At 53.6% G+C, this 24,622-nt stretch carries 19 protein-coding genes; 1 reads left to right on the top strand and 18 read right to left on the bottom strand.

The features are described from left to right. Positions 1-503: 503 nt before the first annotated feature. From ltrA to nifB, 17 genes are all read right to left on the bottom strand, one after another. Positions 504-1,670 (bottom strand): group II intron reverse transcriptase/maturase, encoded by a 1,167-nt coding sequence (gene ltrA, locus MHI42_RS27110; RefSeq protein WP_342421192.1) that lies wholly within the window; start codon positions 1,668-1,670, stop codon positions 504-506. A gap of 1,097 nt (positions 1,671-2,767) precedes the next feature. Then, a complete protein-coding gene (locus MHI42_RS27105) occupies positions 2,768-3,769 on the bottom strand; it encodes an MBL fold metallo-hydrolase (RefSeq protein WP_342421191.1) in 1,002 nt (333 codons plus the stop codon). A 39-nt stretch (positions 3,770-3,808) separates the two neighbouring features. Beyond that, positions 3,809-4,543, bottom strand: coding sequence for a class I SAM-dependent methyltransferase (locus tag MHI42_RS27100; protein ID WP_171718708.1), 735 nt, complete (start codon positions 4,541-4,543; stop codon positions 3,809-3,811). Positions 4,544-4,776: 233 nt separating this feature from the next. Next, positions 4,777-6,480, bottom strand: coding sequence for an alpha-glucosidase (locus tag MHI42_RS27095; RefSeq protein ID WP_342421190.1), 1,704 nt, complete (start codon positions 6,478-6,480; stop codon positions 4,777-4,779). A 105-nt stretch (positions 6,481-6,585) separates the two neighbouring features. Beyond that, positions 6,586-6,912: a hypothetical protein gene (locus MHI42_RS27090; protein ID WP_342421189.1), complete on the bottom strand. Its 327-nt coding sequence runs from the start codon at positions 6,910-6,912 to the stop codon at positions 6,586-6,588. An 82-nt stretch (positions 6,913-6,994) separates the two neighbouring features. Next, positions 6,995-8,173, bottom strand: a complete 1,179-nt coding sequence (locus MHI42_RS27085; RefSeq protein ID WP_342421188.1) for a collagen-like protein — start codon at positions 8,171-8,173, stop codon at positions 6,995-6,997. Between the two features lie 427 nt (positions 8,174-8,600). After that, entirely contained in the window at positions 8,601-9,377 is a 777-nt protein-coding gene (locus MHI42_RS27080) for a Cof-type HAD-IIB family hydrolase (protein WP_342421187.1), read from the bottom strand. Between the two features lie 176 nt (positions 9,378-9,553). After that, positions 9,554-10,696 (bottom strand): homocysteine methyltransferase, encoded by a 1,143-nt coding sequence (locus tag MHI42_RS27075; RefSeq protein ID WP_342421186.1) that lies wholly within the window; start codon positions 10,694-10,696, stop codon positions 9,554-9,556. Further along, the gene (locus MHI42_RS27070; RefSeq protein ID WP_342421185.1) at positions 10,693-11,445 is read right to left on the bottom strand and encodes a HesA/MoeB/ThiF family protein; all 753 of its coding nucleotides are present in this window, start codon (positions 11,443-11,445) and stop codon (positions 10,693-10,695) included. Before MHI42_RS27070 ends, MHI42_RS27075 begins: the two co-directional genes overlap by 4 nt. Before the next feature lie 37 nt (positions 11,446-11,482). Continuing rightward, positions 11,483-12,049, bottom strand: coding sequence for a DUF269 domain-containing protein (locus MHI42_RS27065; protein WP_342421184.1), 567 nt, complete (start codon positions 12,047-12,049; stop codon positions 11,483-11,485). Continuing rightward, complete coding sequence (nifX, locus tag MHI42_RS27060) at positions 12,033-12,443, bottom strand: nitrogen fixation protein NifX (RefSeq protein WP_039297710.1); 411 nt, start codon at positions 12,441-12,443, stop codon at positions 12,033-12,035. Before nifX ends, MHI42_RS27065 begins: the two co-directional genes overlap by 17 nt. Beyond that, positions 12,418-13,746 carry a nitrogenase iron-molybdenum cofactor biosynthesis protein NifN gene (gene nifN / locus MHI42_RS27055; protein WP_342421183.1) on the bottom strand — a complete coding sequence of 443 codons (1,329 nt, stop codon included), beginning with the start codon at positions 13,744-13,746 and terminating at the stop codon, positions 12,418-12,420. The genes nifX and nifN overlap by 26 nt, the downstream gene beginning before the upstream one ends. Further along, a complete protein-coding gene (nifE, locus tag MHI42_RS27050) occupies positions 13,736-15,169 on the bottom strand; it encodes a nitrogenase iron-molybdenum cofactor biosynthesis protein NifE (RefSeq protein WP_256704043.1) in 1,434 nt (477 codons plus the stop codon). Before nifE ends, nifN begins: the two co-directional genes overlap by 11 nt. Positions 15,170-15,388: 219 nt before the next feature. After that, positions 15,389-16,948, bottom strand: a complete 1,560-nt coding sequence (gene nifK, locus MHI42_RS27045) for a nitrogenase molybdenum-iron protein subunit beta (protein WP_342421182.1) — start codon at positions 16,946-16,948, stop codon at positions 15,389-15,391. After that, positions 16,945-18,402 (bottom strand): nitrogenase molybdenum-iron protein alpha chain, encoded by a 1,458-nt coding sequence (gene nifD, locus MHI42_RS27040; protein ID WP_171718718.1) that lies wholly within the window; start codon positions 18,400-18,402, stop codon positions 16,945-16,947. Before nifD ends, nifK begins: the two co-directional genes overlap by 4 nt. 132 nt (positions 18,403-18,534) lie before the next feature. Then, a complete protein-coding gene (nifH, locus tag MHI42_RS27035; RefSeq protein ID WP_039297719.1) occupies positions 18,535-19,401 on the bottom strand; it encodes a nitrogenase iron protein in 867 nt (288 codons plus the stop codon). Positions 19,402-19,407: 6 nt separating this feature from the next. Beyond that, positions 19,408-20,775 (bottom strand): nitrogenase cofactor biosynthesis protein NifB, encoded by a 1,368-nt coding sequence (gene nifB, locus MHI42_RS27030; RefSeq protein ID WP_342421181.1) that lies wholly within the window; start codon positions 20,773-20,775, stop codon positions 19,408-19,410. 599 nt (positions 20,776-21,374) lie between these two features. Between nifB and MHI42_RS27025 the strand changes: the two genes are divergently transcribed. Continuing rightward, positions 21,375-22,202 carry a TerC family protein gene (locus tag MHI42_RS27025; protein WP_171718719.1) on the top strand — a complete coding sequence of 276 codons (828 nt, stop codon included), beginning with the start codon at positions 21,375-21,377 and terminating at the stop codon, positions 22,200-22,202. An 80-nt stretch (positions 22,203-22,282) separates the two neighbouring features. Here the strand turns inward: MHI42_RS27025 and MHI42_RS27020 are convergent, their stop codons facing one another. Further along, positions 22,283-24,622 carry an S-layer homology domain-containing protein gene (locus MHI42_RS27020; RefSeq protein ID WP_342421180.1) on the bottom strand — a complete coding sequence of 780 codons (2,340 nt, stop codon included), beginning with the start codon at positions 24,620-24,622 and terminating at the stop codon, positions 22,283-22,285.

Genomic DNA, 24,622 nt, shown 5'->3' with positions numbered 1-24,622 from the left:
GCCCTGCCCCCCACACTGCGCTATATGCGCCCAGCGGTTCAGCACAACGGGATACATTGGGCTGGTTACCTTCGCGGTAGCACAATGTATTCGATTTTTCGCATACTTTGGGTCCGATTACCTTCGCGCTGGCACATTGTATTCGATTTTTCGCATACTTTGGGTCCGATTACCTTCGCGCTGGCACATTGCTCGATTGTATTCGATTTTTCGCATACATTGGGCCTGATTACCTTCGCGCTGGCATATTGTATTCGATTTTTCGCATACATTCGGCCCATATGCCCACTTCCGGCGAATTTAAAGATACTTCTTGTTCCCGCCACTCGGAGTACCTTGGTACTTTTCTAACTAACAGTAGGGTAAGACGAGGGATTACTCCCTCGGACTCCCCGTCAAACCGTGCATGCAGATTTCCCGCACACGGCTTTCCTTCGTCAGTTCCCCATCTTCAGGAGTGAGTTTCCTTCATCCATCGCCGGATTGCCTATTTCACTCCTGAATTAGGAACGCGTGGTGAGTAAGCTTGTTAGAAATACCATTCCCGCTGCTTCCAGTTCCTTATTTGGAATCAACCGGTTTGACACCGTAGATTTCTTTTTGCGCCTGAAGGCTCGCACCCTCATCCGCGTCCATTTATCCAGACGTTCAAACTTTTTCTTTACATCTCCTATCCCAAAATAGTTTCCAAATCCTCGGATGATTTCGTTTAGCTTCTTGAGCATTCCCTCCAGGTTGGTTCCTTGCTGCCTTCGGGTCGCGTTTCGGATTTGTTCCTTATATTTCTTCATTTTCGCTTCCGGCAAGCTCACATAGTTCCTCCTGAAGTCAAATCCCAGAAAACGAAATCCTTCTTTAAAATCCACCACTTTGGTTTTCTCCGGGTGCATCCGCAGCCCTAGGTCCTCTTCCAGGATCTTCTTTGCTGCCAGATATGCCTCTTTTGCCTTCTCCTTACTCTTGCATAGGATCACAGCATCGTCTGCATATCTGACAACGGCAAATCCCTGCTCCTTCATTCCCCAGTCAAACGTATTCAGATAGATATTTGCCAGCAGCGGCGAGATAACCCCGCCCTGTGGAGAGCCGATTTCCGTTTCATGGAACTGATCATCTTCCATGATTCCCGCCGTTAGCCATCCGCGAATGAGCGTCAGCACTTTTCCGTCGGTGATCCGCTCTCGTACCTTCTCCATGAGTCCCTCGTGGGGAATTTCATCGAAGAAAGATACAATATCCAGGTCCACTACATATTCATATCCGTTACGTTTGGCCCGCCGGATCGTGTGTATGGCTTGATGCGCCGAGTATCCTGCCCGAAATCCAAAACTATAGTAGTAAAAGTCCTCTTCAAAGATAGGCTCAATGATTTGGCGTACCGCTTGCTGACATACCCGATCCCGGATCGTGGGAATGCCTAACGGCCTTAACTTCCCATTCTCCTTCTCGATGTAATGCCGCCTCACGGGATCTGGAACGTAACGCCCCTGCTGCAATAACCTTTGGAGTTCTCTTAGGTTCATGCTCACATTCTTCTCGTACATTAGGGTGCTGACGCCATCCACACCGCCACTTCCTTGATTCTTCTTTACCGATAGCCAGGCTTCGTGCAGATTGTTCATTTGGTAAACCTTATCGATTAAGGAATAATAACGTCTTTTCGGTTTCATTGGTGTTTCACCACCTTTACCGCTACTCACCAAGCTGGTCTTGTTTCCGCTACATAGATCGATTCCTTGCTTATTCCATCCCGGCAACTGCGTGTTAGAAAAAAAAACTTTCAATCGCTCCTGCTGCCCTGGATGTACTCAGGTCGCCAGTTTGCCTCATCCCCAAGCGCTCTTTCGCTCTCGGCGGGACGTACCCCCTCGGTCAAACCCTCGCTGGTTTAAGACGTTTACGATCTCCACTCACGAACACTCACAGGCTTTGACGAAGCACGTTCCCTTCGCCTCTGTCTCTCCTCTTTTGGAGTGAGAGCAGGGTATGCGACACCACTTTTTTTTCTGGCTAATTGCCTTTCAAAAAAAAAAATCCAGGCGCATACTCATCCGGGTTTTCTCCTCCAGTCTGTTACCAGCTTTCATTGGCCCGGATTTACTCACTACTACGAAACGATCCGCCATCTCGCAATCCTTCGGCTTGGCTTTCCCTTTCGGTTATACCTCCCCTACCTTGTCCGCGTTTGCGTCAAGGAGACTACGAGACTTCCCTCAGTTATCTGCACCTTCTATTCCATCCATCCTGACCCTAATCACGTCGATGAGTTCTACAGGTCATTTCCCTTTGGTTGTTTTCCTGTAAAATATACGTTCTCGTATAAGCTTCCCCGTTTTTCGGGCGGGTCGCCCGACATCGCCGCCACCTCTGGTTCACTGCATTCCGGGCTGGACTTTGCCTGCAGGCCCTTCGGATTCTTCCTCACGGAAGACACCCTGCCTATCCGTGCAACCTTCGGTTGCCGGATATCTACTTCGGCTACGGCACTTTAAAGGGTAAAGTTACCGGGTGGATTTGAACCACCTAGATGGTGCGACTGTGAGGCGCACCAAAAAACGGGTACCCTCCTTGGCGGATAGTGCCCGTTTCTCTTAAGTATGCTGTATTCTGGTCGTTGTTTGGCATTGGATGTAGTCGTAATAGTAAAAGTAATAGTAGTGGTAACAGCAAAGGGTACGGTTCCCGCAACGGTTGTAAGAACAGCCTCAAGGAGAGACGGCAACGGACACAGATGGACTTAGGTCTGCAACAAGCATTCTATTGCAGCTTATCCGGACACCGCCGCCGTGAACAATATGCTCCCGCCGGGGCCGTCCTCCGTCTCGGCCGCCCGCTCCCGGCGCACCAGCTCGGCCAGATGGGCCAGCGCCTCGCTCATCGCGAACCGCATCTGATGCGCCGTCGCGATCCGGCTGCGGAACAGCCCCTCACAGACGGCGAACCCGCTCAGCGGTCCGCCGGCAAGCAATGCGGCTGTAGTATCCAGCCGCTCCTCATGATGCCGGAGCAGGCTGTCCGCCCGCGCCGTGAACCCGCTGAACGGTTCCCGGTGGCCCGGGAACGCCAGCTGCACCTCAAGGCTGCACAGCTCCCGCAGCCCCTGCAGATACGTCCGCAGCGGCTGCGGATCGCTGCCCGGCTGCAGGCCGACATTGGGCGAAATCTGTGGCAGCACAGCATCGCCGCAGAAGATTTGCCCGCTGCCGCCGTGGTAGAGCGACACATGACCCGGCGCATGCCCGCCGGTCATCAGAACCTGCCATTTGCGGCTGCCCATCACAAACGGCTCTGCCTCATTGATATAGGTGACCTCCGGCTGCGGGGTCACCTCCGGCCGGAAGCTCTCCAGATGCTCCCGGATGCCCTGAATCCAGACCTCCGGCATGCCGTGCCGCAGGAAAAACAACGGCAAAGCCTCATCCAGAATCGCCCCGCTGCCCCAAGCCAGGCCGGCTTCAGCATGAGCCCGCTCCGACATCCAGACCCGAGCACCGCTGCGCGACTGCATCCAGCCGGCAAGACCATAATGGTCGGGATGATGGTGGGTAACAACGATATCCCGCACCTTGGACCAGGACAGATCCAATTCCTCCAGCACACCCTGCCAGGCAAGCTCTGCATCCGGAGTGTGCGGACCCGGGTCAATCACCGTAATCCTGCCGTCCCGGTCAGGCAGAATATAGCTGTTCACCTGACGGAGCGGCAGCCCCATCGGCACAGAGACCTGCAGAACTCCGCCATCCCAAGATTGAATATCCGCCTTGTGCAAAATCCTCTCTCCTCCTCCGGCTCTTCTTCCCGCCGCCATCTATGGTCTAGCTCCTGTGAAGATCATCCGGGTTGAGGACTCAGCATCATATTCCTCTTCATCGTAGCTGCCATGCACAGCTTCAAGCCGCAGCCCGGCAGCAGCAATCATCTCGCGGAAATTGTCCACGGAATAGAGCTTCACCCGTTCATGATATTTCCGGGGCGCCCCTCCAGCCTTCGAGATCAGAAGGATATCCTTCTTCACATAACCCTCCTCAATCCGGCGTGATTCATCGATCAGAGTATCCCCGTCCTCACGGACAGAGTGGGGCACCAGATGGCGGATGACATAAGCCGGATTCAGAAAATCAATAATAAATTTGCCCTCCGGCTTCAGCATCCGGCAGATTTCCTTCAGCACCTTGATCTGCTCCTCGTCTTCTTCGAAATATCCGAACGAAGTAAACAAATTGACCACTGCATCGAATCCGCCCTCCAAGGGAAGCTCACGCATATCAGACCGCAGCCAGGTTACGGCTTCCGCCCCCGCCTGCGAACGCGCTTCACGCAGCAGCGCCTCGGATAGATCAACCCCGGTCACCTCATAACCGGCCTCCGACAAAGCCAGCGAATGGCGGCCCATACCGCAGCAGAGATCAAGCACCCTGGCACCCTTGTGCAAGTCCAGCCAGCCGATCATCGTCTCTACCTCATGGCGTGCACCGCCGAAGTCCCTGTGTCTATATACGATTAAATAGTCCTCGCCAAAGCTTGTTTCGTACCACTCACTCATCTCTCTATTACTCCCTCCACAGCCTTTTTCCCAGTACGGCCTTATGCCTCTCTTTAATAACGCTTATTGTACCGTCTTTTACTGTGGAAACAAAGCATCAGGATCACAATTCAGCCGGAACATAGATTGAATAATTATTTATTTTCGTGAAAAAAAACAGCAATCCCCGGAGACCACTCCCGGACTGCTGTTTTGGGTTCTTCAGTCGGCGGTCCGGGAACCCGGGTCCGGCCTTACGTTTTGCTGCTTAAGCGCTGCAGATATACACGCGCCTCATATGGACGCAGCTTCAGACTGCGCAGATCATCCTCTTTGGCTGCAGGATAATTAGAGATCAGCAGCTCCAGCTTCTCCGCCGCCTGAAATTCCTCCGGAAGCTCAAATACCGGCTCACGTTCATAGAAATTCAGAATGACCAGCAGCCGCTGGTCCTCCAGCGTCCGGGTGTAGGCATAGATCTCGGGATGCTCTTCCAGCAGCAGACCATATTCACCGTAGACGATCACCTGATGTTGTTTTCTAAGCTGAATCAGCTTTTTATAGTAATTGTAAATGGAGTCCGGGTCCTTGACTGCATTAGCCACATTAATCTCCCGGGAGTTCGAGTTCACCCTAATCCAGGGAACCCCCGTCGTAAATCCGCCATCCTCACCATCGTCCCACTGCATCGGCGTGCGGGCATTATCGCGGCTTTTGGTATGAATAGCGGCCATAATATCGGCTTCGGGAACGCCGGCGGTCCGCTTTTCCTCGTAGAAGTTCAGCGTCTCTACATCCCGGTAATCATCAATCGACTCGAAGGCGACATTGGTCATCCCAATTTCTTCACCCTGATAAATGTAGGGGGTGCCTTCCAGCATGTGGATGAAGGTCGCCAGCATTTTGGCTGACGGGATACGGTAGAACAGATCATTGCCGAACCGCGACACCGAGCGCGGCTGATCATGGTTGCACAGATAGTTGGCGTTCCAGCCCCGGTTATGCAGAACGGTCTGCCAGTTGCTGATAATCTTCTTCAGGTCACCCAGCTTCCAGGGCACGACATCCCATTTCCCGCTGCCCGGTGAGGCGGCATCCAGATTCATATGCTCGAACTGGAAGGTCATGTTCAACTCGCGGCGTCCGTCACCGACATAATCCAGCGCCTGCTCCGGCCCAAGACCCGAGGTTTCCCCTACCGTCATAATATCGTAGTAATAGAGCACCTGATCATGCAGATTCTGCAGCAGCGTATGCACATGCTCCAGGTTCGAGAACATATCATAAGCGCGTACGGTCGGCGTGCCGCCGGGATTCAGGGCATCCGGATAACCCTCGGCCTTCACAATATGGGCAATCGCATCAAACCTGAAGCCGTCAACCCCCTTCTTCAGCCACCACTCCACCATCTCATGCAGCTTGTCGATCACCGCGGGATTCTCCCAGTTGAGATCGGGCTGAAAACGGGAATACAAATGCAGATAATATTCATCCGTACGGGGATCGAGCTCCCAGACCGAACCGCTGAAATAGGATTCCCAGTTGTTCGGCGGACCGCCGTTTTTCCCTTTTCTCCATATATAATAGTCCCGTTTGGGATTATCCTTCGAGCTTCTGGATTCAACGAACCACGGATGCTCATGCGAGGTATGATTCAGCACCAGGTCCATCATCAGCTTCATCCCGCGGGTATGCATCTCGCGCAGCAGCAGGTCAAAATCATCCATCGTGCCGAATTCCTTCATAATGTCGCAATAGTCGCTGATATCATAGCCGTTGTCATGGTTCGGTGATTTATAAATCGGGCAGATCCAGATCACATCTACGCCGAGGTCCTGCAAATAATCAAGCTTCGATAACACTCCGCGCAGATCGCCCTTCCCGTCACCATTGCTGTCCATGAAGCTGATCGGATAAATCTGGTAGGCAACACTTTCTTTCCACCATTTGGGGTTCAATTTAGATTCCCTCCGCTTCTATTGGTTCCTGCCTCTGTAAGACATATTAATATATCTTAACCAGACCGAAGGAAGAGGATAACAATTTATTCGAAAAGCATGCGCCTACTCCGCCGCAATCAATCCCCGTATGGCTGCCTTCAGCCGCTTATCGAGCTGCTCATTCCACTTCTGCCCCTCTGCTGCAGATTCCCCGTGGATGTAGAACATAAGTATGGCCCCTTCCTGATAGGCTTTAAAAGGAATCAAATCTGCAGCAGCCGTCTGCTCCCCGAAGTCTTCCCAGCCTGCAGCCCGCTCCTCTGCGGAAGCGAAGAGATATAGCGACAGCTCCACTCCGTCCATGGAATAGACCTGCGGCTTAAGCCCGTTCAATTCCAGCTGAAAAATAGCGCCAGGTACCTCTTCACCCGCCTGCAGCCTGCACAACAAAAAGACAGGATACCCTCTACCCGGTACCCCGCCTCCCTCCAAGCCTGTTCTGTAACCTTCAATTCTCTGATTTCTGCTACTGCTAGGCCAGCTGCTTAATGACAATCGACGCATTGACATTCGCCTGTGTTCCGCCAGCCAGGGTCTGCAGTGTGACTGCTGCCGACGAGCTGTGATTTCTCAGCGTCAGCACATCTCCCGAAGACAGGGAGAAAATGGCCTGCCCGGTATTCTGCTGTGTTCCTGCACCCGAACCATATACCGTCCCCGGAACCTGTGCGCCATTCACGAATAGGGCAAACTGGCTCGGCTCTACACCGGATACCGAGAAATTAACCTCGTAGACACCCGCATTGGTAACCGAAATGGTGGTTGTACCCGGAGCATGCGTAATCCCGGGCGTAAGAAACCCATTCGTATCAAAAGATACATCCGCCTCAATCGGCACCACCTGTGCGCCGAGATTGTATACATAACCGAACTGGGCAATCCCGCCAGCGGCTCCGGTTGCTCCGGTAGCCCCCGCCGGACCTGCCGCTCCCGCCGGGCCGGCCGCACCTGTGGCACCAGTGGCCCCGGCTGCCCCCGCTGCTCCGGCCGGTCCTGCAGGCCCCACTGCCCCGGCTGCTCCGGCCGGTCCTGCTGGCCCCACTGCTCCGGCTGCTCCGGCTGGCCCAACTGCTCCAGCTGCTCCGGCTGGCCCTACAGGCCCCACTGCTCCTGCCGGTCCTACAGGTCCCGCAGGTCCTGCTGCGCCCGCCGGCCCTGCGGGGCCAACCAGTCCGGCAATTCCCGCCGGACCGATTCCGCCCAGCGCTCCCGCTGCACCGGCAGCTCCGGCAGCACCCAAGGCGCCGGCGACTCCCGCAGCGCCGAGTGCGCCTGTGGCTCCAACTGCGCCTAGCGCTCCAGCGGCTCCAGCCGCTCCCAGCAGCCCGGCGGCACCTACCGCGCCAAATGTGCCGGTTGCTCCACGGGCACCCAAAGCACCTGCTGCGCCTACAGCGCCCAGCGCTCCGGCCGCACCGACTGCGCCGAGTGTTCCGGCGGCGCCCGGTGCACCGAGCGCTCCGCCTGCTCCTGCTGCGCCAAGCGCACCTGCCGCACCTGCAGCGCCAGCCGCTCCCAGCGCTTCTACAGCTCCGGCAGCACCCAGGGCCCCTGCTGCCCCGGCTGCTCCCAATGCCCCTAATGGAATATTAACGCGGACGATCTGCTTTTTGACGATAATCTTCTTGCAGTTGCATTTGTTATCATGCACTTTTCTTTTCGGACGTTTAATTTTTGGCAGCGGACACTCCAATACATCGTCTTTGCAAATACGTTTTTTTCTCTTAAGTTCCGGACGACCCATAATTAGCACCTCCAATAGACTTTATGTATCCTACTCCGATTACCCAGACAGGGCATGGACATTCATCCCGTAGGCAAATATTTATTTTAGCGAAAAGTGGTCATTTATACCGGTTGGACAAGCTGAATACATCCGGGCAAGCCAATAATTGTTCACCCGCCTTATCACACCCCGTCCAGCCAAAACATATACTATTGCCGGACAACCCGCCCTTTGGAAGCCGGGCACACACAAAAAAGAGCATCCTACTGCACAATCTGCAATAGAATACTCCTTCGGCATCGCTCTCTCGCCATGTAATGCCCGGCTTCCGCTTATACCATCCATCCCTGCCTTACAGCAGGCCGACCATCTTCAAGCCTTCGTAAATCCCGTCCTCGCTGACATGCTTCGTTACGTAAGCGGCGGCAGCCTTCGCTTCAGCTTCCCCGTTGCCCATAGCAATACCGTAGCCGACGAACCCCAGCATCTCTACATCATTCAGACCATCGCCAAAAGCATATACATCTTCCTTCCGGACGCCGATAACCTTCAGCATCTCCGCAATTCCGTTAGCCTTGGAGCCATTGCCCGGCAGCACATCCATACACAGCGGGTGCCAGCGGATGAAGTTCAGCTGCGGATACCGCTCAGTGTATATAGCCTGACTCTCCTGCGGGCAGAAAATCATCGCCTGATGCGTGTCATTCTTCAGAAAATATTCTGCATCATGCGTCGGAAACACCAGCTTCAGCGAACCGATGCTCGTCTTGATATACTCATGATCGGCCACGTTTACTTTCATGCCCGCCGTATCTGTGTATGCCACCGGATGATCCAGCTTCTCAGCGAACAAGGTAAGTTCCTCCAGTGTAGGCTTCTCAATCGGGTTGCTGTACACCGGCTTTCCTTCATATACTACATATTGCCCGTTAAGCGAAACATAGGAATCGATCCCCAGCTCCGCGCGCAGCTCCTCGAACATATAGTCCGCTCTTCCGGTAGCAATCGCCACATGGTGGCCGCGTCTTTTCAGTTCGGCTATTGCTTCTTTGGCGGACGAGGGAATCTGCTTTTCTTCATCATAAATTGTGCCATCAATATCAAAAAAGATCGTTTTCCTCAATGTCATAGCTGCCCATTCTCCTTGCTTTCTTCCGAAGTAACATCCTGCTCAAAGTGTAGATGCTTCCTGCAAACGATGCAAGTTATCTTTTCAGAAAATGACGGATTCACAGCAAAAAAGCAGCACTGTTCTCCCTAAGGAAAACCTGCGCTGCTTAATATGATCAACACTTCAATGCTGCTCTATACCGCATTCTGAGCCCGCTGCTGCTCTTCCATCAGCCACTGCACCAGCATATACTCCGGCACGGTGCCTTTGCGGGCTTCCGCATATTCACGCACCTTCTCCAGCAGCCGCCCGGCCGTGTCAGCGCTGACCTCAAGGCCCCGCTGCTCCAGCACATGCGTGACACCGCCGCTGCCGGAATGCTTGCCGAGCACGAAGCGGTGAGCCCGGCCTACCTCCGCAGGATCGAAGGACTGATATGTGGACTTCTCCTTCATCAGCCCGTCCACATGAATCCCCGATTCATGGGTGAAGGCAAGCTGCCCCACAATCGGCTTCGCGTCGCCGACACTGCGGCCGGATGCGCTAATCACCTTGTCAGCCAAGCCTTTGAGCAGCTCCAGCCGGACCGCACATTCCCCGCCGTACAAATAGCGCCAGGCCATGGCTACTTCCTCCATGGCCGCATTGCCGGTCCGTTCGCCGATTCCGGCCACCGTCGTGCTGGCCCATACCGCCCCTGCCGCGATGCCGCTAAGCGTATTCGCGCAGGCCAGACCGAAATCATTGTGGCAGTGCACCTCCAGCTCCACATCCCCGGGCACTGCACCCAGCAGCCGGCTCACCCGTTCTGCCATCTGCCCCGGATGATGCGCCGAGACGGTATCCGCATAACGGAACCTGCGGATGCCTTCCTTATATAATGTATTCACCACTTCAATGAGAAAATTCAGATCTGCCCTGGAGGAATCCTCCATGCCTACCGACACCGTCATGTCCTGCCGCAGCCCGTATTCCACTGCACGAAGCAGCTTGTTCAGACCTTCATGCTGCGACAATCCCAGCTTGCCCTGCAGCTGAATCTCCGACACCGGAATGGAGACATGACTCCAGTTCACTCCGGTAGCCTTTGCCTTGTCAATATCTCCGGGAACCGAACGGTTCCACGTCATCAGCTTCATGGGCAGTCCCAATTCAGCGATGGCCGCGATATCCTCCTGCTCCCGTTTGCCCATGGCAGGAATCCCTACCTCTGCTTGCTCTACTCCGCACTCCGACAGCAACTTTGCGATTTCCAGCTTTTCCGCCCTCGTGAATGAAACTCCAGCCGCCTGTTCACCATCCCTTAGTGTCGTGTCACATAGCTTGAGACTTTTCACGGTTTACCTCCTTCTCCGCAGCAAGCGCAATTCGGATTACGGGTAATATGGACGCTATAACAGGCGAAGTCGAGTGAGCTGAAGCGATGCATTACGCCCGCATAAGTTGTCCCTACCCCTGTAATCCATTTTACGGCTTCCAGCGCTGCCAGACAACCTGCAATCCCGGAGGTTGCACCCAGAACAGGGAATCCAAACGGCTCCCACTGCGGCTGCACATCCGGATACAGGCATTCGAGGCAAGGCGTAAGTCCTGGAATCACAGTTGTCAGTGATATTTCAAAGCCATACATTGCCGCTTCCACCATCGGCGTGTTCGTATCGACACACAGACGGTTCAGCGCATACCGCTCAGGGAAATCGTACCGGGCGTCAATCACAATATCTGCATCTTTTACCCAGGGTCTGGCCGCATTATATTCAATTTTAGAATTATAGCCTTCAATTTCCACATACGGATTCAGCCGCCGCAGCCGGGCAATAGCCGTACTCATCCGCTCCTGCCCCAAATGATCACTATCCATCAGAATCTGCCGGTTAAGATCCGGTGCGAGAATGATTCCCTCATGGGCCAAAATAAGCTTACCGACACCTGCCGCCGCCAAATAGAGTGCAGCTGTTCCGCCAAGTCCGCCGATGCCGGCCACCATGACCGTCGCTTCCTTCAGTGCCTTCTGCCCGTCTTCCCCGAGCAGCTTCAGCTGCCGGGCATACCGTTCCAGCTCCAAACCTCCGGCAAGCTGCTCCATCCCTGAATCCCCCTGTAACTGCGAATTGAGATCTGCCCTAGCCCTCCAAGCTAAGCAGCCCGTGCTCTGAAGTCATCACCTTGTATTTCTCCAGAAAAGCCTGCCCTTCTTCTATACACTCCACCCCGTACCGGATCGTCTTCTCTGCAGAAGTGAACGGGAAGGGGGCGCCGGCGCGTAAGCTTTTGAGTACCAGGATAACTCTGCCGCTGTACAGCAGCCCCCGTCCAAAGCCCTCGCCATTAATCTCGGCGGTACTCTGGATCATAAGGCCCGTTCTTTCTTCCATCACTCCGGCCATCGCCTGGAACAGCAGCGGTACCTGCTGGCGCACCTTCGGTGACACGGCACAATTGAATTCCGATTGATTCTGATCCTCGGCAGTAGCCAGGAACAGCTTCCCGATCTTCTCTAGCGGCGGAAGCATGGCATTACGCCCGAAGAAATCTCCGGCATCCAGCAGATGGCACAGCCGCCGGACCAGAGCATCCACTGTCTCCTGGTTCAGCTCCTTGCGCACTTTCCGGCTGCGCAGCCTCATTGCCGGGGCTTCCGTGTTCCCCGTATCCTGCTGCACCGCATGCTCATTAGCCATGGGTTCCATTCGCTTCTCCCCCTTCGCTCCCGCTGTTCTCCTCCGCCCGCAGAACCTTGGCCAGCCACATAGGCGGCTTACCCTGAAGCATCTCCACCAGCCGTTTCAGCTGTTCCTCTATGGGACTGCCGAAAGGCACCTTCACCGGCATGATCTTGCGGCGCGTCACCCGCGCGGCTGCTGACGCACCGATCTGCATGATGAAGATCAGGGTACAGTCGCTTACCGCATCCAGCCGGCTGTCGATTTTGCCTGCTTCATCCTGGTTCAGCACCGCTGGCAGCTTGCGCAGCTCAACCAGTGAGGCGCCTGATTTCGTTACATTATATACAGCAAACATCGGACTTTGGCCGAAATGGGCATTTACACGGTTTCCATCATCTGTGGCGAACGCTACTTTCACGGTGTCCTGCCTCCCTCTGCATTAACAAATTCCCTGCTTTATTACTCCATTCCATAGCGCCTCGATACCCGACCGAGACAGACATATAAGCACCCAGCTCATTCCAGACCGGGAATCCGGCCGGCATAAACGCTGCCTCAATCCGCTGCGCGCCAGCGAGCCCGTGGGAATTGCTGATCCACAAATCCGCCCCCTTGCCGAGTACCTCGGCATCATCCAGATCCCCCACCCATACCTCGCGTTCCATTCCGGCAACGAGCGGAGTTTCGTATGAGGTAATCAGTGCCGTCTGCTCTACCCCCAGCTCCTCCAGCCATCCCGAGACCGAATACAAATGATCCGGTTCCAGCGCCGTCAGAGCCGACATTCCGGCAAACTGAAAATGGGCATCCAGCATGCTGTCGAGCAGATTCTCCCTCTGCCAGCAATAGCGCAGCGGCACTGGCTCCCCGCTGATCTGATGCAGGAAATGCAGCAGTTCATCGGTGGCTTTGAGTCCCATTGCGCCTTCGAATACTTTATAAGGCGTGCCCAGCGCATTGTGCAGCCGCCGGGCCGGACGCTCCATGCTCCCGCCTATGGCAATCGTCAGCCCGGACTGCAGGCTCTGCAGCATGGAATCCAGCGGAACCCCGCCCCGGGTCAGCGGCGAGAAGCCTGTCAGCAGATGGCCCGACAGGGACGTTGAGATATCCGGCAGCGCAATCACCTCGAACCCGAAGGAGGAGATGATCTCCTTCAGCTCCATTACATCGGCCGGGGTTAAGAATGATCCCGGCAGCAAGGTGATCTGCCGGGTGTTTACACTCCTGGACCCCCGGTGCCCGACCTGCTGGATCATCTCGTCAATCATGGCTTCTACCGTAGAGCTGAAGCCCGATTCCAGTGATCCGCGAAAATCCGGAAGCACGACGGAGAAGGCGAGACCGCCGCGCATATTCCGCTCTCTTTTATACGTCTTAAGCATGTTCTGATAATCTACACCCGCCACATCGGTCAGTTCTGTTCCAATAATGCCGATGATATCGGGACGGTGCTTGCTCAGCACCAGATTCAGCGCCTCTTCCAGATTGCGGTTGGCGTCGAAGATGACATCCATCTCCTGCAGCGCCGAGGTCTGCACGGCAATCGGTTCCCGGAAATGCCGGGTCAGCAGCGCCTTCGGAAAAGCGGAGCAGCCCTGGGAGCCGTGAATCAGCGGCATGGCCCGGTAACAGCCCTGCAGTGCCAGCACGGCACCCAGCGACTGCCCGATCTTCAGCGGGTTGACAGATGCCGGCTTCTTTCTCCGGTTAACGGTCATAAGGAGGAGCCTCCTTATCCCATGGGGCCGGGCTCGCCGCCAGCTTCCAGATTGGATTCGCCAGGGAATAGGTCAGCTCTTTGGCCAGCCTCAGCAGTCCCTCATATCCGGCATACGCCTTGTGCCGCTCCTGATTAATATCGATGAACGGGATCTGCTCTTTCATTGCCACGTACATATTGCGTCCGCCGGCAATCATAATGTCAGCCTTGCGTTCCCTGACCGTCTTAATAATCCGGCTTGCTCCGCCTTCGGGAATGTATTCCGTATCGTCGCCCACCCGGTCGGCAATCCGCCGCACATCATCCTCAGTACTTTTGTTCGTGCCTACACCGACTACCTGGACACCCAGCTCCTTCAGCGCCGAGATCACCGACCAGCTTTTGACACCGCCGGTATAGAGCACCGCCCGTTTCCCCTTCAGCAGCTTGCGGTAAGGCCGCAGATCTTGGCTTAACCGGGCCTCTTCCCGTTCGGTGAGCCGGTCCACCCGCCGCTCCATCTCACGGTCATTCATTAGAAACGCCATCTGCCGCAGCGAATAGGTCGTTTCCTTGGCACCATAGAATGAACCTTCGAAATATGGAATGCCGTATCTGGATTCCATCTCCTTGGCAAGGCCCAGCAGCGCCCGGCTGCAGACCACCATATTCACCTTCGCCCGGTGCGCCCAGGTAATCTCCTTGTAACGGGCATCTCCCGTTATCCGTGAGGTTACCGCTATCCCTGCGCTGTTCATCAGCTTCTCGATATCCCACATCTCACCGGCGATATTATACTCTCCGATCAGATTCACGCCCAGCGGCGTCAGCGGCTCCGGCTCTCCCGTACCAATGACGTACTGCAGCAGGGCATCACCGGCCAGGCGGTTGCCGAGATTCTTGCTGCCGACGAAGCCGGGACTGTTCACGGGGATCACAGGAATCCCGATCCGCTCAGCCGCCGTCTTGCAGACCGCATCCATATCTTCGCCAATCAGCGCTGTCACACAGGTTGAATATACAAATATTGCCGGAGGCGCAAAGCGCTCGGCAATATAGTCGATACTTTCCTTCAGTTTCTTCTCGCCGCCAAAAATAATATCGGAATCCGTAAGATCCGTGGCGAAGCCATATTGGGATAGGGAGGGGCCGCTTGATAACGTTCCTCTGCTCTCCCAGCTATTACCGGCACAGGCAATCGGTCCATGGACAAGATGTGCAGCGTCCATAATCGGCAGCAGCGTAATTTGGGCTCCGTCGAAGGAGCAGCCTCCAGCTGCTTCACCCGGTTTGGGCCGCGGACAGGGCTTTGCTTTTGGGGCTATGCTCCCGCAAGCCTCGGAATCAAATTCGTCTTTTCGAACAGGGTCCATCGGCTCTTCATCTCCTTCGCTTAAGATGCTGTGTTTCACGCAAATCTTGCGCTGTTCCTGAGGCGGCATTTGCACATGATGGCAAGAATCCCGGCCCTCCGCTGCCCCCGCGGATTCCGGTCATAATAACCGCTGCCGTACGTACCGGGGGACGAAGGATGCCAGGCTTAGTATTTTTACATTTATTCAAATAATTACATTAATAATATACATTTCATTTCAGAAAGTTTCAGTAATCCCTCTCACTCTTAGTGATCACTTTAACTTAGATAGCTGATAAAACTATGTTTAGCGCACCAGCTCAAAGTTAAATCCGGAATTATTATCATCGAGCTGTTGAAGGATGGTATTCACAATCAAGCTAAGCAGATTTAACGTCCCCTGATACCCGATAATGGGATAACGGTGCATATGATGACGGTCAAAGACCGGGAATCCGACCCGGATCAGCGGAACATCGGCATCCTTGGCGGCGAATTTCAGATGGGAGCTGCCGATTGCCAGATCAACCGTATCATTCAGCAGCAGCGAGCGCATATGCCACAGGTCTTTACCCACATGCACAGTTGCTTCTGAACCGTAAGGACTTGCCGCCAGCAGCGCCTCTGCTTCATCCTTGAACTTCACTTCATTGTAATCAACATCACCGTTCGAGCAGACGATATGCACCGGCTCCATCCCGGTTTCCAGACAGAACCCGATCAGACCGATCAGCAGATCCGGATCACCTACAAGCGCAACCCGCTTGCCGTGCAGGTAAGGATGACTGTCCATGAGCGCATCTACTACGCGGCCGCGTTCTTCAGTAAGTGAAGCAGGAACCGGCAGTCCCGTCAGTTCACTGATCGTTTCCAGCAATTTATCGGTACCTTTAATCCCAAGCGGTGTCGATAATGCGGAGATTTGCTGCTTCCAGGTTCCGCTGATATATTCCTGCGTCTTTTTCAGCGTATATTTTTGCAGAGACAAGGTTCCCAGTGCATTCGCTGCCTGCGGAACATCCTCAAGCTTCGTGCCGCCATAATAGTATTCGTATTCTCCTGTGGCCGGGGAGTCATAGTTTCCGCTGTGGTCTCCCAGGATCGTGTACTTGGTATCAAAAGCCGCCAGAATCTTGCGCAGTTCAGCAAAGTTGCCGGTGTACGGCTCGAACCCAAGCAGAACATTCAGCTTCTCTCCGCTTTCCGCACCGCTTCCCGGCTTACTCTCGATTCCCGAACGGGTATAGAGGTAGCTCAGAATGCCTTTGATCATGGCGTCATAGCCTGTGATATGCGAACCTACGAAGCTTGGGGTGTTGCAGAAAGCTACCGGGTATTCTTCACTGATCACCCCTTTGATCCGGGCATTGCCGATAAAAGAGTTGAGGTCATCCCCGATAACCTCAGCCATACAGGTGGTACAGATGGCAACCATCTCCGGTTTGTACAGCGCGACACTGTTCTCCAGACCGTCGATCAGGTTATTCATTCCGCCGAATACAGCCGCATCCTCGGTCATTGAAGTGGAAACGGATGGCGTGGGTTCTTTAAAGTGACGGCTGAGATGGCTGCGGAAGTAGGCGTTGCAGCCCTGCGAGCCGTGTACAAACGGCAGTGTTTTCTCGAATCCGAGCGCGGCCATTACGGAACCCAGCGGCTGGCAGGCTTTATGCGGATTGATGACCACATTCTGGCGGCTGAAGTTCTTTTCCATATATTCAGCGGATTTGGAGTAAGCGAGTGCTTCAGCAGTTTCCTGCTCGCTGCAAGGCGCTTCGAACTGTTTCTTGTTCTCCCGCTGCTGAACATAACGTTCTTCCTTAAACAAGCTGGTATTATCTTTAATGTTCAGATCATCCTTGCTCATATGCTCGCCTCCTCTGGCTGGATTTTGGATTTCCGGGTTACCAGATCCCATACCGGGCTGTTCACAGTCATATCCATATCCTTGGCAAAAACCTTAAAGCCGTCGAAGCCATGATAAGGACCGCTGTAATCCCAGGAGTGCATCTGGCGGAATGGAACACCCATTTTGTGATACACATACTTCTCTTTCACACCTGAACCTACCAGATCTATGTTCATTCTCTGGGTGAGCTCTTCCAGCTCATAGGCTGTCGGGTCATCCATAATGATGGTTCCTTCCTGCAGCATCGGAAGCATCTTCTCATAGTCATCCTTGTGGGCGAATTCGTAACCGGAAGCTACAATATCCATCCCCAGATCCTCATACGCTCCGATGGTATGGCGGGAACGTAATCCGCCGATCATCAGCATGACCGTTTTGTTCTCCAGCCGGGGTCTGAATTTATGGATAATGGCATCCATCACCGGCTTATATTTAGCAATCATTCTCTCGCAGTTTTCCTGAATCGTAGCATCGAACAGGGCGGCGATCGCCCGCAGACTCTCATAGGTCTTGGTCGGTCCGAAGAAGTTGTATTCCAGCCAAGGAATACCGTAGGCCTTCTCCATATGATCTACCATATAGTTCATCGAACGGTGGCAGTGAATCAGGTTCAGCTTCGCCTTGTGGGCTACTTCCAGCTCATTGAGGGAGCCGTCACCGGACCACTGGGCAATCACGCGCAGGCCCATCTCCTCCAGCAAGATACGGGATGCCCAGGCATCACCGCCGATATTATAGTCGCCGATAATGTTGACATCATACGGGCCGGTCTCCGCCAGCTCCGCACGTCCCATGACGAAATCGCGGATTGCATCGTTGGCAATATGGTGGCCCAGCGATTGGCTGACCCCCCGGAACCCTTCACAGCGTACCGGAACAATCGGCATGTCCAGCTCTTTGGACATCTTTTTGGATACCGCTTCAATATCATCACCGATCAGACCGACCGGGCATTCGGATTGAACTGAGATCCCCTTGGCCAGCGGGAACATTTCGGTGATTTCACGCATGATTACGGCTAGCTTCTTATCTCCGCCGAAGACAATATCCGTCTCCTGAAAATCACTGGTGATCTGCATAGCCGTAAAGTTGTCAATACCCAGCGTCCCGTTCGCAAAGTTACGGCGTGAGCCCCAGCTGTATTGGCCGCAGCCGACCGGTCCGTGACTGATGTGAACCATATCCTTGATCGGGCCCCAGACTACACCTTTGGAGCCTGCATAGGCACAACCGCGCGGAGTCATCACACCCGGCCGGGATTTAATGTTGGACTTGACTGCGCAAGTACCGCAATCTATTGCATTATCTGTAGCAACCTGGAAATGCTTCTCGCGGTCTTTCTTCGCTTTTTTCGGGTAAGCTTCCAGAACTTCTTCTACCAGTTTTTTATTATCTTCGATATTCAGTCCCATGTATTGACCCTCCTTTTCTTGATGCAGGACGTCTAAGCCGCCTGCGTGGCTAATACCACCTGAGATGATCCGGCGAAGGCCGTCTCTCCACTCCCGTTCACCGGATCACTCTGTAGATTACGGCTTAGAGTCTTATTGACCGGAAGCCTGCAGCTTCTTGATTGCAGCTTCTTCATCTTCGATGATGCCGAATTCCATCAGCAGCTCTTCCAGCTCTTCCATGGAAATCGGAGTAGGGATGGTCAGCATTTTGTTATTGAGGATTTTCTCAGCCAGCGTTTCATATTCCTTCGCCTGCTGATGGGTAGGATTATATTGGGCAACAGTCATTCTGCGCAGCTCGGCATGCTGAACGATGTTATCGCGTGGCACAAAGTGAATCATCTGTGTGTTCAGGCGGCGGGCCAATTCCATAATCAGCTCATCTTCACGGTCCGTGTTACGGCTGTTGCAGATCAGGCCACCCAGTCTTACACCGCCGCTGGTAGCATATTTCAGGATACCGCGGGCGATATTGTTCGCCGCGTACATCGCCATCATCTCACCGGAACAGACAATGTAGATCTCTTGCGCCTTGCCTTCGCGGATTGGCATGGCGAAACCGCCGCATACAACGTCACCAAGTACGTCATAGGATACGAAGTCCAGATCCTGATAGGCACCTTCCTGTTCCAGGAAGTTAATGGCGGTGATGATCCCGCGTCCTGCGCAGCCTACTCCAGGTTCAGGGCCGCCGCATTCTACGTTGATAATGTCGCCGAAACCTGTCTGCAATACATCTTCAAGCTCAAGATCCTCTACCGAGCCAAGCTCAGCCGCCAGTTCAAGCACCGAGTTCTGGGCTTTCGTGTTCAGGATCAGACGGGTAGAGTCTGCCTTAGGGTCACAGCCTACGATCATTATTCTTTGTCCGAATTTTGTAGCCAGCTGAGCCAGGGTGTTTTGTGAAGTTGTCGATTTACCAATACCGCCTTTACCGTAGAAAGCTATTTGTCTCATTGTTCATCATCCCTTCGAAATGTTTATATTTTCAAAATAAGAGCTGTACTTGACGCTTTCGAGAATGGCTTCCTGAATTCCGCCTTTGCGGACGAGGGGCAGGACTCCGATTTTGTTCAGGCTGGCTCTTGGAGCATCGCCGATACCGGAGCAGAGAAGAATGCGGCAATCACTTAGAATAGAGATGATTTCTTGCAGCGTGGCGGCTTTGTCGCCGTTACAGTCTGCTTTGCCATGACAATATGCTTGTATTTTGCGGACACCCAGGAGCTGTACATCTGCGCCGTCAGTCTCGTAAATCAGAAACTCAGTGGCATGACCGAAATGCTGATTCACCTTATCGCCGCCTCTAGTGGCAACTGCGACTCTGGTCTTCGGCCCGCCTGCCTGAATGCGTCTGGCCTGTTTGGCTTTGACGCGCTCGCGGATTTTGGTATCCAGCTCACTCTGGAACATTGCCCGGGCTTCTTCATTAATGACCGGTTCAGCTTCCATCGCTTCAAGCGGGAAATCCTGATTGCGGTCCTGGCCCAGCAGCCCGATCGCATCCGCCCGGCATTGGCGGCAATGGCGCATGACCTTCATGCCGTCACGGCCTAGCAGCTCCTGCAGGTTAAGCAATTCCTTCGGACGGGGCGCTTTGCGTCCATCCGCTTCGTATTGGCTGCCCGGCGCGATAATCAGCGGTGTTACATTATGCAGCGTGGCCCCGAGTTCTTTTACTCTTTGGGACACGGCGGGCAGATGATGATCGTTGACCCCCGGAATCATAATCGAATTCACTTTGACCAGAATCCCCAGCTTCGCCAGCATCTCAAGCCCCAGCAATTGGCGGCTGATCAGCAGCTCAGCTGCTTCCCTTCCTTCGTACCGGACCCCTTCATCGAATACCCAGGGATAAATCGCCTGGCCGACATCAGGGTCAATGGCATTAATGGTGATGGTGACATGCCGGATGCCAAGCTCGATAATCTCATCCACATGCCGGTAAAGCGTAAGTCCGTTGGTACTAAGGCAGAGGGACACGTCAGGCACATACTTCTTGACCCGGGCAAAGGTATCAAATGTCTGCTCCGGATTCGCCAGCGGATCTCCGGGTCCGGCTACACCCACAACCGAGAGCTGCATCAGCTGAGCGGCAACGCCTCTCACCTTGCGTTCCGCCTGCTCCGGTGTAAGCACTTCACTGACCACGCCCGGCCTGCTTTCATTTACACAGTCGAACTTGCGGTTGCAGTAATTGCACTGGATGTTACAGGCGGGAGCAACCGGGATGTGCATCCGGGCATAAAACCGGTGGGCCTCCTCGCTGTAGCAAGGGTGGCGGCTAATCTCCTCCTCCGCTTCACTTGATATACATGACGGCTGCATCATTTCCCACCTCCTAAAAGATTTGTAGGCTAAGCTTCCCTGACATTCCCATTCGCGACAGTCAACTGGCTGCCAGCTTAGTTTTATGTTATATTAATTAACACCAACGTCGCTTGGCTGCTTTAATTAGTCTCATCATATTTTCATAACAGGGCATCGTCAATTAGGATAAAGCTTGATTTGCCCTTAATTTCCTTATGTTTGCAGTTTCGACATATGGTATGTCAAGTTATATAACTCGTATGTGCCATGTTTCCGTTTTCAAAACAATCATTTCCTGATGATATTTATTCTCATAAGCATTGACAACGCCTCTCAACTCATATATGATACTTTTAGTCAGATACGTAAATCCTAAAATTTCATATATCCCGTAAAGGGGAGTAGCTGTTAGATAAAATCGTCAATACGAGAATATGAGGATATTCTCCGGTTTTATCGGCAATTCATTTTGTTAGCGAGACCTTTACCAATCAGGTTACCTTTATTCCAAAGGCTAATCTGTTTGGTAAAGGTCTTTTTTATATAGTTTTGGTTACAATAATGGTAATAAGGGTATTTTTTATGAAAAGTATCCAGAGCCACATGAGGAGGAAACAGCAATGGATTGGGGATTATTATTAGAATACGGATGGGTATTGCTCGTTCTGGTCGCACTGGAAGGGCTGCTTGCCGCAGACAACGCACTTGTATTGGCAATCATGGTTAAACATCTTCCTGATGAGGAACGTAAGAAGGCGCTCTTTTACGGATTGGCAGGAGCGTTTGTGTTCCGGTTCGGATCACTTTTCGTCATCTCTTATCTGGTCGATATCTGGCAGGTACAAGCTATCGGCGCAATTTATCTGTTATTTATCGCGGGGAATCACATCTTCCGAAAATTACTGTTCAAGAAACCGGTCACGGATGAAGCAGCTGAAAGCGGCACTTCCGGGGCTGTCAACAAGAAGAAAGCCAGCTTCTGGTTCACCGTACTTAAGGTTGAGATTGCAGATATCGCCTTTGCAGTAGACTCCATCCTCGCAGCTGTCGCCCTCGCCGTTGCTCTTCCGCCAAGCGGAATCGGCCATATTGGCGGACTTGACGGCGGACAGTTCCTGGTAATCTTTGCGGGCGGATTCATCGGCCTGGTTATTATGCGGTTTGCCGCTTCTTTCTTCGTCAAATTGCTCCACACACGTCCAGGTCTCGAAATTGCCGCCTTCTTCATTGTCGGCTGGGTAGGGATTAAGCTTGCCGTCATCACTCTTGCACATCCTTCGCTGGGTGTATTGTCTGAAGACTTCGCGCACAGCACCTGGTGGAAACTGACCTTCTACGTAGTTCTGATTATTATTGCGGCTACAGGCTGGTTCATGAGCAGCATCAAGACCGAAGACAATGTCGGCGAGAATCCCGTCAAGGAAGTCGACAAACAGCTCGGCAAATAAGCTTCTCCACTTCATAATGCGACGTCAAAAAGCCCGTTCCCGCCATAGTGGCGGAAACGGGCTTTGCTGTGCTTCGTTCTCTATTGGCCGATCACCTGATCGGTTCTGCCCTGCAGCTCTACGAGCTTCATGATCACATTAGCTGCCTGCGCTTTGGTTACAATCTGCTGTGGATTGAACTTCCCGTTCTCTCCCTGCAGCAATCCCAGCTTAACAGCCAGTGCCACTGCCCCTTTATCCTGAATTGCCGCATTGTCACTGAAGCCGGTTATGACAGAATCATTACCCAGAAAAGCTGAAAGCTTATCGTACTTCAGGAAGGAGGCCAGCAGAACAGCAAGCTGTTCGCGGCTTAACTTACTCTCAGGCTGCAGCGCAGCCTCTCTGCTGATCCATTCACGCTCTGCCGCATAGCTGACAGCTTCATAATAAGGGCTGTCCGGACTCACTCCAGCCACGGCTTTAGGTTCAGAACCATTCGAATACCCTGCATAATACGGTGTTGAGGATCTGGCAATTAGGGTGAACCAGTCTCCGGCCGTTATCTCCTGGTCCGGATTCACCTTCTTATCCGCATCTACGCTCAGCACGCCGTAGTTCAGCAGCTCGGTCAGTGCCTGCTCTGCTGCATGCCCCTTAAGATCAACTGCCTCCGCTCCACTCCGTGACTGCAACGGGTTCTCGTAGGTCGTGACCCATTCCTTAGTTTGCGCATCCAGTACCTTATAGGTATCCTGAGAATCTGCCGGAGTCGGAGCATATACCAGCTTAACTGCCGGTTCAACATACTTATTGTCTATATTATATCCGCCTATACTGCTGTACTGCAGCTTAAGATCATATCGGCCGAGATAGCTCTGAAGTGCTTCCGCCCCGGAAACTGCCGGAACGGGCTTGTCTTTGAGCGCTTCATAACCGGTGCTGCCTGTATTCATGTAGCTTAGCAGTCTGCCGTAAACATCCATAGTCATGACTATATTACTGTCACTAACCGGAATACCCTGATAATAGCGCACGAACTGGTAACGGTACCCCTTCCCGTCCTCAAGGATACTCCACTTTCCTCCATGCTCAGCCAGCTTAAGACTTCCGCTGGCCTTAGGATACAGACGGTTGATAAGCTCTATCGCTCTCTCCTTGGATTGTGCCTGCGTCAGTTTGGTTCCGCCTGCAGGTGCAGGCTGTTCCTTCAATTCCTGGCCGCCATACTGATCCAGCTGGAATTGAATGATTTCTCCGGTGCTGGAGTCTACTTCAGCGTAAGTACGCTCCGGCATTGCCATATTCGCAGCCGTGCGGCTTGCTTCCCAGGATAATCTCCAGAGCTTTTGCTTATCATTCTGGGAATTCATGCCAGAGTTCTGACCTGAAAGCTTGCGTTCTGCAGGAATCGCGGCGACCTGCTGTACCAGCTTCGCCGCTGCAGCTGCGGTCAGCCCGGCGGCGCTTGCCGGCTGGAAAGCATTCTTCCGCTCTGGAACCGCCTCATAAGTGACAGCTGCCGTAATTGCCTTACCTTCATTATCTATGCTTTTGCCAGTCTGGGCATCTATAAGGGACAGGGATTCACTCTCAGGGCGCCAGCCCAGAATCCAGCGCACTGCCGTGCCATCTTTATATAGAGGGATATAATAGAGCCCAACCTTAAAGTTCCCGGCAAATTGCTTGCTTGCTGATTCCGGGGAGACCGCCGGCTTCGCTGACGGATACACTCCGTCTGTAGCCGGTTTGCTGAATTGAACGATATTCCCGTTTCCATCGACGGAGATGTTCAGCATATCCGCTGCCGAGGCAAGCCCGTTTCTCAAGATTCTGAACGGAAATCTATATTCAAACATACCAAAGAGTGCGTCCCTGCCCATATAAGTCTGGTCGTTATCATCCAGTACAAGATCCTTGGCTGCCAGGGATGGTGCGGCCGCGGCAATAAAGCTGCGGGCTTTCGCCAGTGCCTCCTCGCGGGAGAATTCCGGAGGGTAAAAAGCATTCTCCCTCAACATAGGGTAAGAAATATACGTATTAACCAGATCACCTGTCATCGCATCGACCAAACTGGAGAACCCGTAACCTGAGCTGCCCAGCTGGTACTGCCACTGGACATTCCACACCATCTGGTTCCCGGAAGGAGGATAAGAATCCGTGCCAAGCCGTACATTGGATACCGTCGCTTCCTTCAGAACGGGAAACAGCTCTCTTAGCTTGGCAATGGCCTGCTCCTGTGTGATTTTGGCCTTGGCCGGGTCCGGGGCTGCGGAATTGGCGGCCTGTCCGGCAGCTGCTGTGGAGAGAGGCACCATTACCGAAGTGAAGCTGGAATCCGCAGCAGCCAGCCCGCCAGGCAGCAGTAATGCAAGCGCTACCGAAGTAATCAGGGCTGTCCGGGCGGTTTGCTGAATAAATTGATTACGTTTACTGTTCAA

This window comes from Paenibacillus sp. FSL E2-0178 (genome assembly GCF_038593005.1).
Lineage (GTDB): Bacteria > Bacillota > Bacilli > Paenibacillales > Paenibacillaceae > Paenibacillus_AQ > Paenibacillus_AQ phytohabitans.
The sequence above is the reverse complement of the archived record's forward strand: the minus strand, read 5'-3'. Positions and strand labels throughout refer to the sequence as shown.

What these genes read in the sequence shown, in the direction of transcription:
- ltrA (WP_342421192.1), bottom strand. Translation starts at nt 1,670, where the DNA reads ATGAAACCGAAAAGACGTTATTATTCCTTAATCGATAAGGTTTACCAA.
- MHI42_RS27100 (WP_171718708.1), bottom strand. Translation starts at nt 4,543, where the DNA reads ATGAGTGAGTGGTACGAAACAAGCTTTGGCGAGGACTATTTAATCGTA.
- MHI42_RS27080 (WP_342421187.1), bottom strand. Translation starts at nt 9,377, where the DNA reads ATGACATTGAGGAAAACGATCTTTTTTGATATTGATGGCACAATTTAT.
- MHI42_RS27070 (WP_342421185.1), bottom strand. Translation starts at nt 11,445, where the DNA reads ATGGAGCAGCTTGCCGGAGGTTTGGAGCTGGAACGGTATGCCCGGCAG.
- MHI42_RS27065 (WP_342421184.1), bottom strand. Translation starts at nt 12,049, where the DNA reads ATGGAACCCATGGCTAATGAGCATGCGGTGCAGCAGGATACGGGGAAC.
- nifN (WP_342421183.1), bottom strand. Translation starts at nt 13,746, where the DNA reads ATGACCGTTAACCGGAGAAAGAAGCCGGCATCTGTCAACCCGCTGAAG.
- nifE (WP_256704043.1), bottom strand. Translation starts at nt 15,169, where the DNA reads ATGCCGCCTCAGGAACAGCGCAAGATTTGCGTGAAACACAGCATCTTA.
- nifK (WP_342421182.1), bottom strand. Translation starts at nt 16,948, where the DNA reads ATGAGCAAGGATGATCTGAACATTAAAGATAATACCAGCTTGTTTAAG.
- nifD (WP_171718718.1), bottom strand. Translation starts at nt 18,402, where the DNA reads ATGGGACTGAATATCGAAGATAATAAAAAACTGGTAGAAGAAGTTCTG.
- nifH (WP_039297719.1), bottom strand. Translation starts at nt 19,401, where the DNA reads ATGAGACAAATAGCTTTCTACGGTAAAGGCGGTATTGGTAAATCGACA.
- nifB (WP_342421181.1), bottom strand. Translation starts at nt 20,775, where the DNA reads ATGATGCAGCCGTCATGTATATCAAGTGAAGCGGAGGAGGAGATTAGC.
- MHI42_RS27025 (WP_171718719.1), top strand. Translation starts at nt 21,375, where the DNA reads ATGGATTGGGGATTATTATTAGAATACGGATGGGTATTGCTCGTTCTG.